This is a genomic window from Rhodohalobacter mucosus, from assembly GCF_003150675.1.
GTDB lineage: Bacteria > Bacteroidota > Rhodothermia > Balneolales > Balneolaceae > Rhodohalobacter > Rhodohalobacter mucosus.
In genome coordinates, this window is sequence record NZ_QGGB01000002.1 from 391822 (window position 1) to 405012 (window position 13191).

Here is a 13191-nt window from a genome sequence, read left to right on the forward strand (position 1 = left end):
GTTTTAAGAGATAATTCCGTCTGTCAATACGGGAACAATATCACATAGATCGATCTTGCAGCAGTAGGAGACGTCGTTATTTTCCACTATATCTGCCAGCCTTACAGCGTGATTCGACTGCAGGATAACGGATTCGATATCATCCCGGTATTTTTCAAACAGTCCAAATGCAACTTTTGCACCATCCGGTGCCGTGTCGGGTAAAGAGCCGCCGTACAATTTGTAAATAATTGCACCGGCAAGCAATGTATCCTCCAGGGCCAAACGGCCTTTCCATCCTGCACAAAGCAAAATAACGTCATTTTGAGAGGATTCCAGATAGCGGGATACGGCCGTAAGGTTCAAAAATGCACCGATCATTACGTTGGACGCACCCATCGACTTTTTTACTGCCTTGGTTCCGTTGGTGGTATTAAAGATGAGTGTTTTTCCCTCCACATGTTCCCGGGTATATTCAAGAGGCGAGTTTCCCAGGTCATAACCCTCAATTTTCACACCGTCCTTCTCACCGCAGAGCAGGTGGTTTTCAGAATCCAGGTTCTGTGAAATTTTACTTGCTTCACCCATATCACCCACAGGAATAACGCCCCTGGCGCCATTCATCAAGGCTGTTACCATTGTTGACGTAGCACGCAGCACATCGATTACAACCACGGTTTTATTTCTCAGATCATTTTCCTGAAACGATTGCGCTGAGAAAAATACATCAATACTTCTGGCCTGGATCATATATAATTCGTCTGAAAACCTGCTTTTAATCTGTTACGGTTACTGCCTACTTTTTGTAGAAAGGGGGTTTTACGATAACGGCATCCGCTTCCTTCTTTCGAATACGGACCCGCACACTGTTGCCCGGAACTGCATTTTCGGCTGAAACATATCCCATTCCAATTCCCTTCTCCAGTGAAATGGATTGTGTACCGCTTGTCACAAAACCGATATCATTTCCCTCTTTATCCAGGATGTCATACCCGGTACGGGGCACACTTCTGGGCGCCGACAGCTCAAGGCCCATCAATTTTCTTTCAACGCCGTTTTCTTTCTGTTTCAGCAGGGCAGTGCGGCCCACGAATTCTCCCTTATCCAGTTTTGTAAGCCACCCCATCCGGGCTTCGAGCGGAGTTGTATCCCTGGTAATGTCATTTCCATAGAGCGCGTAGCCCATTTCGAGGCGAAGCGTATCGCGGGCTCCAAGGCCGGCAGGCTCAAGATCAAACTCTTTGCCGGCAAAAAAAAGAGCATTCCAAATGGCCACAGGGTCTGACTTTGCCGTATCAATGTAAAGTTCGAAACCTTTCTCCCCGGTATAACCGGTGGCGGATATGATTACATTCTCTTCTCCGGCCACGCTGCCGTTTTCAAAGGTGTAGAATGAGATTGAGGCTACATCCGTATCGGTTAGCTTTTGTAAAATATCTGCCGAGGCAGGCCCCTGCAGTGCCAGCAGGGCAATTTCTTCAGACCGGTTTTCAATCTGAGCTTTCATACTGTTCTGGGAGACAATCCACCTCCAGTCCTTTTCAATATTTGAGGCGTTTACAACCAGCATGTACTCCTCCAAATCAAGCATGTACACCAGCAGATCGTCCACTATACCGCCATCCTCATAGCACATTGCCGAGTATTGAGCTTTTCCGGGCTTTAGCTTTGATGCATCGTTGATGGTCATTTTCTGGATCAGGTTCAGGGCTTCCGAACCACTCACAAAAAACTCTCCCATATGCGACACGTCAAAAAGGCCCGCCTTTTCGCGCACGGCAGTGTGTTCCTGTTTGATACCGGCGTACTGAACCGGCATTTCGAACCCACCGAAATCGATTAGTTTTGCGCCAAGTTTTTCATGTTCGCTATAGAAGGGTGTTCGTTTTAACATTGTCCGGGATTAATCTGTTACTCGTTTACTCGGTTCGGTTAAAGATAAAAAAGTATAGAATGTTACGTTTCAGATCGGTTTACGGTATCCGGTGAGAAGGCAGGTACACATACCGCCCAGTATTCTGCCTCTTCATCGAACGGGTTGGAATATCGTACCGTACAGTTTTTCCGGGCTACAAATGGCTGATTGGCTTCAATTTTCACAAGCTTTCCATCGACCTCTGCCTGCATCCGGCCTCGTATAACTATGGTAACTTCATCAAACTCCGGCTTCTGTTCCGGCTCTTCCCAGCCCGGGGGTGCCACCATGCGCGCCACGGAAAACTGCGAGGTGCCGCTGTTCTGCAGACCGATATACTCTTCAATAATTTTGTTTCCGGGAACAGGTATCTTTACAGGTGAGAGAGCATGAATACTGCCTTCCGTACAGATCAGTTTACCGTCAGTTGATGATTTCATGTGCAATGGGTATCTGGCTGCAAAACGGGAAAATCACTAAAACGTCTCGGAATCAATACCGATTTAAAATGAATCGGATGAAACGAGCGTTTGCATGAAGCCGTTTAGATTGCATCCATTTCTGATTATCTTTGAAAGGTAACAATTTCACACACTCAAAACATTTATGTCTATCCATAAAGAACAGATTAAAAGCGCACTTGCGCATGTATTGCACCCACAGTATCAGAAAGACCTTATTACACTCGATCTGATTCAGGATCTGATCATTCAGGACAAATATGTTTCATTTACTCTGGAAATGCCGAAAAAGGATGACAGCCTGGCTCATCAGCTGAAAGAGGAGTGCACGCGCGCCATCCATAAATTTGTGGATTCCGAGGCTGTGCTGGATATCACCGTCGGAATCAATATATCGCGGCAGAGAGAGCTTGAGGGCAAGGATGATGAACCTGAACAAGCACAAAAAGCCCCGCAACAGGAACCGATACTTTCCGGAGTTAAACACGTGATAGCGGTGGCCTCGGGTAAAGGCGGTGTCGGAAAGTCGACCGTGGCCGCTAACCTGGCCGTTTCACTTGCACAAAGCGGCGCACGTGTTGGACTTCTTGATACCGACATCTACGGCCCTAGTGTGCCCACGATGTTTGATGTGAAAGAGAGACCGAATATCACAACCGATAAAAAGCTCGTTCCTATTGAGAAGCACGGTGTGCACCTGGTTTCGATGGGATTTCTTGTAGATACCGATCAGGCTATGATCTGGAGAGGTCCGATGGTTACGAGTGCCGTTAAACAGTTTATGCAGGAAGTACAGTGGGGCGAACTTGACTATCTTGTTCTGGACCTCCCTCCCGGCACGGGCGATATCCAGCTCACTATCGTACAGACCGTACCGCTTACAGGCGCCGTCATTGTTTCCACGCCGCAAACGGTTGCGCTCGACGATGCCCGAAAAGGGGTGGCCATGTTCAGTAAAGTAAATGTTCCGGTATTGGGGATTGTGGAAAATATGGCTTACTTCGTACCGGAAGACATGCCCGAAAAAAAATATTATATCTTTGGAAAACACGGTGCGCGAAGGCTTGCACAAAAACTTGAAGTGCCGTTTCTGGGTGAGGTTCCACTGAGAGAACAGATACGCGAAACCAGCGACAGCGGAACGCCTGTTGTAGCATCCGACCCTTCCTCGCAGGCTGCAATCGGGCTTAAAGAGATCGCCAACCGCGTTCAGCAAACACTTGCGATCCAGGATCGCGACCGTTCATCCTCCGATAAGATAGAAATTACAATCCGGCCCTGACACCAAAACTGCAGCCCATGGACTCCCCATCCCATATTCCTTACAGCAGCTACATAGAATACCCGCCAGACGAGATGATCCGTCGTGCCAGGGAGTTCAGGCTGGAGGTTCAAAGACGACGTACCGTTCGCGATTTTTCAGATAAAGAAATTCCCGATGAGGTGCTTAAAGACTGTATTCGGGCCGCTTCTACAGCTCCGAACGGCGCCAATCTGCAACCGTGGCATTTTGCGGTTATCAGAAGTCCTGAACTGAAAAGGAAGATCCGCATTGCGGCAGAAAAGGAGGAGAGAGAGTTCTATACAAACCGGGCACCGAATGAGTGGCTCGAAGCCCTTCAACCTCTCGGTACCAACGAATATAAACCATTCCTTGAAAAGGCGCCCTGCCTCATTGCCATATTCTCCCAAAGTTACGGCGTGGACGAAAAGGGAAAAAAAAGAAAACACTACTATGTAAAAGAGTCAGTCGGCATTGCGACCGGTATCCTGATTACGGCACTGCATCATGCGGGGCTGGCCACGCTTACACATACGCCCAGCCCGATGGGTTTTCTAAACGAACTTCTTGAACGTCCGGATAACGAAAAGCCCTTTCTGCTTTTGGTTACCGGCTATCCCGCTGAAGGCGTCACCGTACCCGACATAGGGAAAAAGTCTCTTTCCGAAATTTCAACATTTCGATAGTACAGATGAACGCAAAATCACCCAAAACACCATCCGATAGATCTGAGGGCACAAAAAAGAAGTCCTCATCCCTGAAACGTAATTTAATCGAGTGGGGTATTTTAATTGGGGTTATTGTTATTCTGTATGCAACCGGCCTTCACACCCCTCTTATCGGAACATTACAAAAGGGGCTTCTGGCAACCGGACTGATCAAACCTGATATTCCGGAATCTACCGTAACTGCAGGATATCCTGATGCCGACCCCGGTTTCTATTTTGCGGATGAGAGCGGCCGTACACAGTCACTCGACCTGTATCGCGGAAAGGTGATTTTTTTGAACGTATGGGCAACCTGGTGTCCGCCCTGCATTGCTGAAATGCCCTCCATTCAGGCACTTTACGATAATGTGAGTGACAATGACGATATCGTATTTTTGCTCGTTTCGGTAGATGAAAATTTTGATATCGCACAGCGGTTCATGGAGAACCGTGAACTATCCATGCCGATTGTACACTTCAGGGGAAAAGCTCCCGGGACATATGAAAGCGGTGTTGTTCCGACAACCTACGTGATCTCCAAAGACGGCAAGCTGATGATGGAGAAACAGGGCTTTGCGAAGTATGATACGCCGGAGTTTGAGCAGTTCTTAATGGAGCTGGCGGGGATTTGAGGGTTGGTGGTCTATTGTTAGTTGCCAGTTGTTTATGGTTGGTAGTTGGTGGTCTGTTGAGAGAAATTTATTTAGCCCAAACCCTGAGAGCCACTGAAGCATGGTGCTACTTTGGGATGTGTCAACTGAAAGATTACAACTGACTACTAACCACTGACAATTCATGGCTGATAGCTCTTTGCACATCCAAATACCATCACTCCGGATACATGCTCATCCGTTCCGTCCGGTGGAGTGTAATTAATCCAAAGGCAGCTTCCGGCGGAGTTATCGTAGCCTCAAAAATGACTTCTCCGGTGTTGTAATCAATCTCTATTGTTTTGCCATATTTTCTTCCGTCAAAATTTGAAGCTCCCGGAATAAAGAATACACGGTTATACTCAGGGTAATAGTCCACATCCGAAACGATACGCGAAAACGTCTCCTCACCTCTATCTTTTCCGTAGGTCCATGCCTGCTTAATGGTCATGTTGCTTTCATCAATTTCATACTCCACGACGCGGCTGTAGGGTTCTGCAATTCCATAGTTTCGGTTGTCACCGTTATCGAAAAGCATCACATTTCCATTGGGCATCCTCAAGGGTGCGTGCTGATACCATGCCCATTCAAAATCGGGATGATTTGAATTGCCGTTCAATATGTCATTATTGTTTATTGGCTGATCGTTCGCATCCAGGGGCTGGAGCAGGAATTGGTTCAGGTCAGTGCCGTTACCGGATGTTTCCCACTCTTTGTGGGGTGCAATGATCCAGACAACCTCGTTGTTCTCCGTTAACTTTACCGTACCCTGTGTTCTGCCGGAAACCACAATGGTATTATCTGTTTCATCGTAATAGAGAGCGTTTGCGTGGAACCAATCGACGGAAATATCGGCAAATGCCGTTGGCCACGCGGTTCGGTTCTTGTCAAGTGATTCCCGCAGATCCCACTCTCTGATGATCTGCCCGGTAGTGCGATCAATTTCAATAATGTGATCTTCAACCGTACTGATTCCCTGCTTATTTACGGTAACCAGAAAGTTTCCGTTTGGTTTTTCAGTCACCTCATGGTGAAACCCGTACCCCGGCATGGGCCAGGTGTTCAGAATTTCACCCAGCATATTGATTTCATAAATGCTGCCGGTGTTTCCATTGCCAAAATAGAGATTTCCGTTTTGAAGGCGCTCCATTCCATCGTCGTAAAAGAGGCCGGATAACTCCGAACCCTGATCTGCACCATAATCCAGGTACCACCTGATGTCGCCGGAAGAATCGAACATGAACGGCCTTTGGGGGGTGGCACTTCCGCCCTGCCGATGTCCAAAATAACTTACAAAAGTTAGCCCGGGTATCATTTGAGATTGATTTGCAGTATTGATCTCGATGGCAGGCAGGTCAGCCAGAATCGGGCCCGTGGTTACTGAATAGGATTTGGTGCCCAGGCTCCTGCCGCTGCCGGTAAAAAAGGTAAGCTCCACCAATTTTTCGACGTTCGGATACAGACCCAGCACCGGTATTTCATGGGTTGATGTTACCTCATCAAAACTATGGACAATATCGGACCCGGGTCCGTTTCTGCCGGGTATCCTTATAGATATTCTTACATCAGTGTCTGTTTCCAGTTCAATCAACGCAGTGAGAGGTGCAACACCGGAAGGGTTTACCGTCACAGATTCATTATCAATTCCAACTTCCAGATCCGAAGGCCCCGATGTATTGTCATTACAGGCAACAATCACGATTACGGAAAACAGTACCAGAAGTATCCGGGAAATGCATTTCATAGATGTACTGACATTTTTTATTATCTGATTTTGATGATTCGAACAACTGGCTACAAGGTTCCGGGTTCAGACGACAGAACGACTTACCACCAACCACTGACGGCTGATGACTGAAAGCTGACAGCTGTCAGCTTCAAGTCTTTACTTCACAATCAAAAACTTCTTCGTATCGGCAAAATTATCCACAATAAGACGGTAGAGGTACATGCCGCTTGCCAGATCGGAAAGGTTATATGGTTCTTCATATCGACCTGATGGCAAGGTTCCGTTTCGAAGGGTTTTCACGAGGCGCCCGTCGATGGAATATACGTCCAGTCTTACGTTTGCCTGATCGGGCAGCACAAACGGGATGGTTGTTTCCGGGTTAAACGGATTGGGATAGTTTTGCTCAAGCCGCGCTATTTCCTCCTCCAGCAGCGATTCGCCTGCCAGCGTTACCGAAATTGGGCTGGATTGATTTTGAGCGTTGTGGCGTATCCTCAGGTTGCCGCTGTGAACCCGGTCGTTCTGGGGATCATACTCAACCGTAAGCTGAACGGTCTCACCCGGCTGCAGTGTCTGATTTGCCAGGCTTGACGGTACAATTCGGTAATTTTCGTTTTCAATCGTAATGTTATAGGTGAACGGCTCGGGCGAGGCAGCTTCATTGCTGATGGTAAACGACCGGTTTACGGGAGAGCCTATATTGGTTACCCCGAATTCGAGGCTGTTCAGCTCCAGGTTGTCCAGGCTTCTTACCGCTATAAATGCATCTGCTGCTATAAAGGCCTGACAGTCTCCACCCAGCGGCCACCCCCAGTCTCCCAGCATTCCGCAGAAAACAGGACCCGGGGAGTGTATTGCAAATGCACTGGGTATACGCGGCCTCATGAGGGCGCTTTCGGTGTCGGTGTATGTGTTCTGGTCGAGGTGTGAATAGCTCGAACCGCCATTCCATTCGGGTGGTGAATAGAGTCTCACCGGGCTTTCATCGTTCACCAGGTTTGCATTGCCGCCGTTAAAAAAGATACCGCCCAGCTGACCCGTAAGAGCCATATAGAGCGCATTTGAGGGGTTAGGATACTGAGAAGCGTTGAGCAGCGGAGTACCGCTCCCATCTTCCGCAAAACGATCAAAAATAATGGGGTCATTGGCAGAACCGAATCCATAACTCCCCTCCAGGGTCTCATTGTTGGCCGACATGCTGCCCAGGAACCCTATACCATGGCCGATCTCATGCAGCACCACGGATACAAGGTCAATCTGGCCTGTCGGAGGGTTTGCATCGGTCCCGAAATACCAGCTGCCCCACTGGCAGTTAATATTCATCACGATGTCGTGGCCTATATCAAACTGTGTCACAAGATCTTCGCCGCTCATGGCACTGGCTTGTGCTATGGTGTACCAGGTATTGGGCTGGGCACCAAGCTGCTCAGCTTCTCCCGGATCAAATTGAACAATATTTGTCGGCCCTGCACTTCCAAGTGTATTTTCAGCCAAAGCAATCCAGTTAGCCTCAATCCGTATCGGAACACTGGAACTCAGGTGGGTGCTCCAGATGTCGAATGCACGCTCGATTGCATTCCTGGCCTGCTGTGGCCACACCTGTCCGCCGCATGAATTAAAATACTCGATATCGAAAGTGGCTGAACTTGCCGTTTGGTTCACGTTGTATTTGGCCCTCATTTCAGCAGCGCTGATATGCACGTGTTCGTCATAGCCTGCAGGATCGAGTATACAAACCTGCCCCGACTCCGGAGCAGGGGCTATAATCATGTTATCGGCTTCAATGATCTGAGCTGATAGAGTCTGAACGGCTGATGTGGCCACAAACAGCGCCATTACAGGTATCAGCAGTAATTTTTTAACGGGTACATGTATCATATTGCATATGATTTCAGAAAAAGGTGGGCGGAAACATATCATGGATTCTCAATTATCTTCAGCAGTGGAAATGTATTTTATCTCTATCCCTTCAGTTTAATCAAATCGACTCAAAATCTCAGAATTGAGATTCTTATGTTGATTGTTCATCGTGATTTCTACACAGATACCAATTTATGAACTCCAATAACAGATCAAAACCCATTTTTCGTATATCAGTAATGATCCTCTGGATCGCATTGTGTTACATGGTAGCCTGGACCGGAGCGCAGGTCTCGCCCGGAATGGCTTCCCCGGAGTGGTACGATTCACTGGCAAAACCTGCATGGAATCCCCCTGCCTGGCTTTTTGGTCCCGTCTGGACTTTGCTCTACACGCTTATGGGGATCTCTGCATGGCTGGTCTGGAAAGACCATGGGTTCAAGAGTGCAAAAACCGCTCTGTCGCTCTTCCTTGTTCAGCTTGCCCTGAATGGACTCTGGTCTCAGATTTTCTTTGGCATGCAGGAAACAGGCTGGGCTTTTTTTGAAATTTTAATTCTTCTGACCGCCATTATCGCAACAACATGGCTGTTTTTCGAAAAGAATCGTCTTGCGGGCTGGCTGATGACCCCCTATATCGCGTGGGTGACCTTTGCAACCGCACTGAATGGCGCGATCTGGATGATGAACTGATTTGTCAGTTGCGCGTTGCGGGTTGTTTGTTGCATGTTGAAGGTAAAAGATTTCGATAGTCTTCTGAGATCGCAAATCACTCCAGAGACTTCGGGACCAATCTGAGATCTTCTTCTCCCGTCTCACGTTTGGCGTCCCAATACTCAATACTCAATACTCAATACTCAAAAATAAGGTACTTCTGAGATCGAATATCGCATATCACATATCTGAGATCCGCTTTTCAGTCCTGCTTATACTTAAACAGATTTTCCGCGCCTACTTTTTCTTCAGCCTGTGTTAGAGCGTACGCGCTATCGAAAAGAACAATGGGGTTTTCATCCATATCGCGCGTGATATGAGTTGAATAGGAGCTTTCCAGCTTTTCAATGATCTTTTCGCTCTCGGACGGCAGCCATCGGGCTGAATTGTATGATACGGGCTGCATATGAAGCTCCACTCCGTATTCTGTAGCCATCCGGTGTTGCACCACTTCAAACTGCAGAACGCCGACGGTTCCCAGCAAAAGCTCATTCCCCACTCCATTGGGCACTTCAAACACATGCACTACCCCCTCTTCGGAAAGCTGCTTCAGGCCTTCACGAAGCTGCTTTCTTTTGAAAGGGTCTTTCGTGGAAACCTTCATAAAATGTTCCGGGGTAAACAGGGGAATAACGTTAAAACTAACTGGTGACCCTGAATAGAGAGTGGAACCGATTCTGAAAAAACCTGGATTAAACAGGGAAACGATATCGCCCGGGTAGGCCTCTTCAAGAATGTGTCTTTCATCTCCCATCAGTGTATGGGGGGTAGACATGCGTACCTTTTTCCCTGTACCGGCATGAACCACCTCCAGGCCCCGTTTAAACTGTCCCGACGTAACCCTTACGAATGCGGCGCAGTCGCGGTGATCCGGATTCATATTGGCCTGCAGCTTAAAAATAAAACCGCTGAACGGTTCGTCAAGCCCGTGAAGCTCTCCCGAATCGTCACTGTATGCCTGGGGAGGAGGAGCCAATTCTTTAAAATAGTTCAGAAATACATCCAGCCCGAAATTATTCAGAGCTGAACCAAAAAATACAGGTGAGACCGTTCCCTTTTTGAAACCTTCTGGATCCATGCCAGAAAACATGTCTTCAATCAGCATAATCTCTTCCCTGAGAGCCTCTTTTTCTGCATCTGACAGTGAGCTCTTTTCCAGACCCTCTTCAAGGCTGCAAATTACAGTATCAGCTTTTTTTGCCCCGTGCTCACTTTTCTGATAAAGATGCAGTTCTTTGCCAATCAGGTCGTAGATACCCTGAAATTTTTGTCCGTATCCGACCGGCCAGCTTGCAGGGATGGCTTCTATACCCAATTTGTTTTCGACATTGCTGAGCACTTCCAGCGGCTCCATGCCGGGACGGTCACATTTATTCACAAATGTAATAACGGGGACCTGCCGCAGGCGGCACACTTCAAACAGTTTCTCCGTCTGCTCTTCAACGCCTTTTGCAACGTCGATCACCATGAGCCCGCTGTCGGCGGCAACCAGCGTACGAAGCGTATCCTCGGAAAAATCCTTGTGACCCGGGGTGTCGAGCAGGTTGTACCTGATATTATCTTTTTCGAACCTCAGAACAGAGGAGGTAACTGAGATGCCGCGTTCCTTTTCGATCGACATCCAGTCGGAGGCTGCATGCCGGCTCGCTTTTCTTGCACGGATAGATCCGGCTTCATGCAGGGCACCCCCATATAGAAGCAGCTTTTCCGTCAATGTAGTCTTTCCCGCATCCGGGTGAGAGATAATTGCAAATGTACGCCGTTTGGCCGCCTCTCCGGCAACGCGTCCGGGCTTTGATATTGTATCGGTTTGTGTCATGTCTGTTCTAAAATTACAAAGACTCTAAAATTACGGAAAAAGTGCTACATCTTCACTCTTTCTTACCTGAAGCTTATTTGGTTCTGAATGTATGGCATTGGTAATGACATCGACATTCCCACCGTTGAATGTGTATTAAAATATCTCAGATTTCATGCCTTCTGATTTTCAGATAATAATCTCTATATCTGGTCATGATTTTTAGCACGAAATTATTTCATAAAAGTATTCGGAACACACAGTCTATTAAAAATGTTTATATCTAGTGAACACTCAATTTAAAAACGCAAATTATGTTTAAGATAAAGAGAGTACTTTCAATTTTTGCCGCAACTGCATTTATATTTTTAATTTTTGGATTCCAGTCAACAGCGGCCCAAGACGGAACTGTTTTGGATATCATCAATGAAAGTGAGGATCATACCGTGATGGCTGAACTTCTTGAGGTTTCGGGAGTGGATGAAATGATTTCAGATGATGGTCCCTATACCGTTATTGCGCCAACGGATGAAGCGATTAATTCCATGGAGTTGGACGTGGACAAGCTGAGGGAGGATCCCGATATGGCGCATGATTTCTTGGTGAATCACATCTTTGAAGGCGAAGTACTTGCAGAGGATGCGGGTCCATCGCTGGATGTTAATATTACCATAGCGGATATCATCGCAGTGAACGGAATTGTTCACGTAACCGATGAGATTATCAAGGATCAGTAAAACCTTGTTCACAAAACGCGAAAGCCATCTTTCATTATTGGAAGATGGCTTTTTCTTTTGAATGTGTTTTTTATGGAATGATGCCCATAAGCACCTTGTGAAGCGCATTAATATCTTCCTTATCATTATAGAGGTGAGGCGCCACACGGACAGCTGTACCCCTCACGGAAACGTGCACGTTTTGATCCCTGAGCCTTTCTTTCAGCAGTTCAATTGATGCATCGTCCGGAATCCGGATACCGAACATATGAGCACCCCTCCACTCCCGGTCCTCAATTCTGAATCCATGATTTCGCCATTCTGAGATATAGTTCCTGCAAAGTTCATCACAGTATGACTGGATTTTTTCCGGTGTCCATTCCAATACCTGTTCCAGTGCAGCGGCCATCATCGGCAGTGTTACAAAGTTGCTTCTTTCACCCATGTCGAACCTGACAGCTCCCTTTTCATATTCATCCTTGTAATTTACCAGGCCTGAAAAATCATGGCTGTTCCTTCTTGTGATCCATCCCTCCTCGAGCGGTACTCCAGTCTGAAGCCGTTTTCCGAAATAGCCCAGTGTTATTCCATATGGGCCAAATAGCCATTTATAACCGGCGCAAATCAGAGCATCGGGCTTTACAGTTTGTACATCAAAGGGCATGGCTCCCACCGACTGTGTGCCGTCAATGACAAAAAAAGCACCATTAGCCCGTGCCTTTTCCCCGATGGATTCCACGTCGAACCGTGTGCCGTCGGCCCAGTGCACGTTGGCGAGTGCGACCAGCACTGTTTTCTCATCAATTGAGTCCAGCATATGCTGATTCCAGCTTTTCCCCCTTTGGTTGACGGGATCACGCGGGCTTACCGCAACCAACTCCCACCCACGATCATCGCAAACCCGTTCCCACGGATAGATGTTACTTGGAAACTGTTCGTGAGCGACCACTATTTTGCCATTTTTTTGATCCGGCAAATTTGCAGCCACCGTCCCCATACCGTATGAGACGGATGGCATGATTGCGACGGATTCCGGATCAGGAGCATGTATGAGTTCCCCAAACAGCTTTCGGACACGATCGGAATCGGTAAAGAAATCGTCGGGTGTCACCTGCCAGGGTGTCCGTTTCATGCGGATCCCCCGAATCCCCGCCTCCTCCACCGATTTGAGCAGCGGCGACAAAAAAGAGCAGTTCAGGTAGTGATGGTTTTTGTCGAGATGAAATAGTGATTTGTGAGACATGGGGGACTGCAGGGTTCAGGGTTCAGGGTTCAGGGTTCAGGGAAAGTTGATACCCGGATTCTCACATGCAACCATAAATTCTTTTTTGTAAGGAATTGACAAATCGCGGATCATAATAATAGAGCCTTTATAAACACC

The 13191-nt window shown here is 47.6% G+C and carries 12 protein-coding genes; 5 read left to right on the forward strand and 7 right to left on the reverse strand.

Going from position 1 to position 13191, the window contains the following annotated elements; genetic code table 11:
• Window positions 1-3 precede the first annotated feature (3 nt).
• The 3 genes from DDZ15_RS02640 to DDZ15_RS02650 all read right to left on the reverse strand — a co-directional run bounded on the left by DDZ15_RS02640 (window position 4) and on the right by DDZ15_RS02650 (window position 2334).
• Window positions 4-729 carry a 2-phosphosulfolactate phosphatase gene (locus tag DDZ15_RS02640; protein WP_109644550.1) on the reverse strand — a complete coding sequence of 242 codons (726 nt, stop codon included), beginning with the start codon at window positions 727-729 and terminating at the stop codon, window positions 4-6.
• A gap of 46 nt (window positions 730-775) precedes the next feature.
• Window positions 776-1873: a glycine cleavage system aminomethyltransferase GcvT gene (gene gcvT / locus DDZ15_RS02645; protein ID WP_109644552.1), complete on the reverse strand. Its 1098-nt coding sequence runs from the start codon at window positions 1871-1873 to the stop codon at window positions 776-778.
• 62 nt (window positions 1874-1935) lie between these two features.
• On the reverse strand, window positions 1936-2334 hold the full coding sequence (locus tag DDZ15_RS02650) for a cupin domain-containing protein (protein ID WP_109644554.1): 399 nt from the start codon (window positions 2332-2334) through the stop codon (window positions 1936-1938).
• A gap of 166 nt (window positions 2335-2500) precedes the next feature.
• On the opposite strand from DDZ15_RS02650, the gene DDZ15_RS02655 reads away from it, so the two are divergent.
• Genes DDZ15_RS02655 through DDZ15_RS02665 form a run of 3 tightly spaced genes read left to right on the forward strand, consistent with a single transcriptional unit; the run spans window position 2501 to window position 4976 of the window.
• Window positions 2501-3637 (forward strand): Mrp/NBP35 family ATP-binding protein, encoded by a 1137-nt coding sequence (locus DDZ15_RS02655; RefSeq protein WP_109644556.1) that lies wholly within the window; start codon window positions 2501-2503, stop codon window positions 3635-3637.
• A gap of 17 nt (window positions 3638-3654) precedes the next feature.
• Window positions 3655-4323: a nitroreductase family protein gene (locus DDZ15_RS02660; RefSeq protein WP_109644558.1), complete on the forward strand. Its 669-nt coding sequence runs from the start codon at window positions 3655-3657 to the stop codon at window positions 4321-4323.
• Between the two features lie 5 nt (window positions 4324-4328).
• Window positions 4329-4976 carry a TlpA family protein disulfide reductase gene (locus tag DDZ15_RS02665; RefSeq protein WP_109644560.1) on the forward strand — a complete coding sequence of 216 codons (648 nt, stop codon included), beginning with the start codon at window positions 4329-4331 and terminating at the stop codon, window positions 4974-4976.
• Between the two features lie 196 nt (window positions 4977-5172).
• Here DDZ15_RS02665 and DDZ15_RS02670 read toward each other — a convergent pair whose 3' ends face one another.
• Together DDZ15_RS02670 and DDZ15_RS02675 are read right to left on the reverse strand one after the other, a co-directional pair.
• Window positions 5173-6738: an aryl-sulfate sulfotransferase gene (locus DDZ15_RS02670; protein ID WP_109644562.1), complete on the reverse strand. Its 1566-nt coding sequence runs from the start codon at window positions 6736-6738 to the stop codon at window positions 5173-5175.
• 141 nt (window positions 6739-6879) lie between these two features.
• Complete coding sequence (locus DDZ15_RS02675; RefSeq protein WP_158278604.1) at window positions 6880-8601, reverse strand: T9SS type A sorting domain-containing protein; 1722 nt, start codon at window positions 8599-8601, stop codon at window positions 6880-6882.
• A gap of 221 nt (window positions 8602-8822) precedes the next feature.
• Between DDZ15_RS02675 and DDZ15_RS02680 the strand changes: the two genes are divergently transcribed.
• The gene (locus DDZ15_RS02680) at window positions 8823-9275 is read left to right on the forward strand and encodes a TspO/MBR family protein (protein WP_109644800.1); all 453 of its coding nucleotides are present in this window, start codon (window positions 8823-8825) and stop codon (window positions 9273-9275) included.
• A gap of 223 nt (window positions 9276-9498) precedes the next feature.
• On the opposite strand, the gene DDZ15_RS02685 is transcribed toward DDZ15_RS02680, so the two are convergent.
• On the reverse strand, window positions 9499-11115 hold the full coding sequence (locus DDZ15_RS02685; RefSeq protein ID WP_109644566.1) for a peptide chain release factor 3: 1617 nt from the start codon (window positions 11113-11115) through the stop codon (window positions 9499-9501).
• Window positions 11116-11408: 293 nt separating this feature from the next.
• Here DDZ15_RS02685 and DDZ15_RS02690 point away from each other — a divergent pair, with 293 nt between their 5' ends.
• Window positions 11409-11831 (forward strand): fasciclin domain-containing protein, encoded by a 423-nt coding sequence (locus DDZ15_RS02690; RefSeq protein WP_109644569.1) that lies wholly within the window; start codon window positions 11409-11411, stop codon window positions 11829-11831.
• Window positions 11832-11901: 70 nt separating this feature from the next.
• Here DDZ15_RS02690 and DDZ15_RS02695 read toward each other — a convergent pair whose 3' ends face one another.
• The gene (locus tag DDZ15_RS02695; protein WP_109644571.1) at window positions 11902-13053 is read right to left on the reverse strand and encodes an aminotransferase class V-fold PLP-dependent enzyme; all 1152 of its coding nucleotides are present in this window, start codon (window positions 13051-13053) and stop codon (window positions 11902-11904) included.
• Window positions 13054-13191: the final 138 nt, after the last annotated feature.

Bases quoted from the DNA above. Each gene is read 5' to 3' on its own strand.
- DDZ15_RS02640 (WP_109644550.1), bottom strand. From the start codon at position 729: ATGATCCAGGCCAGAAGTATTGATGTATTTTTCTCAGCGCAATCGTTT.
- gcvT (WP_109644552.1), bottom strand. From the start codon at position 1,873: ATGTTAAAACGAACACCCTTCTATAGCGAACATGAAAAACTTGGCGCA.
- DDZ15_RS02650 (WP_109644554.1), bottom strand. From the start codon at position 2,334: ATGAAATCATCAACTGACGGTAAACTGATCTGTACGGAAGGCAGTATT.
- DDZ15_RS02655 (WP_109644556.1), top strand. From the start codon at position 2,501: ATGTCTATCCATAAAGAACAGATTAAAAGCGCACTTGCGCATGTATTG.
- DDZ15_RS02660 (WP_109644558.1), top strand. From the start codon at position 3,655: ATGGACTCCCCATCCCATATTCCTTACAGCAGCTACATAGAATACCCG.
- DDZ15_RS02665 (WP_109644560.1), top strand. From the start codon at position 4,329: ATGAACGCAAAATCACCCAAAACACCATCCGATAGATCTGAGGGCACA.
- DDZ15_RS02670 (WP_109644562.1), bottom strand. From the start codon at position 6,738: ATGAAATGCATTTCCCGGATACTTCTGGTACTGTTTTCCGTAATCGTG.
- DDZ15_RS02675 (WP_158278604.1), bottom strand. From the start codon at position 8,601: ATGATACATGTACCCGTTAAAAAATTACTGCTGATACCTGTAATGGCG.
- DDZ15_RS02680 (WP_109644800.1), top strand. From the start codon at position 8,823: ATGATCCTCTGGATCGCATTGTGTTACATGGTAGCCTGGACCGGAGCG.
- DDZ15_RS02685 (WP_109644566.1), bottom strand. From the start codon at position 11,115: ATGACACAAACCGATACAATATCAAAGCCCGGACGCGTTGCCGGAGAG.
- DDZ15_RS02690 (WP_109644569.1), top strand. From the start codon at position 11,409: ATGTTTAAGATAAAGAGAGTACTTTCAATTTTTGCCGCAACTGCATTT.
- DDZ15_RS02695 (WP_109644571.1), bottom strand. From the start codon at position 13,053: ATGTCTCACAAATCACTATTTCATCTCGACAAAAACCATCACTACCTG.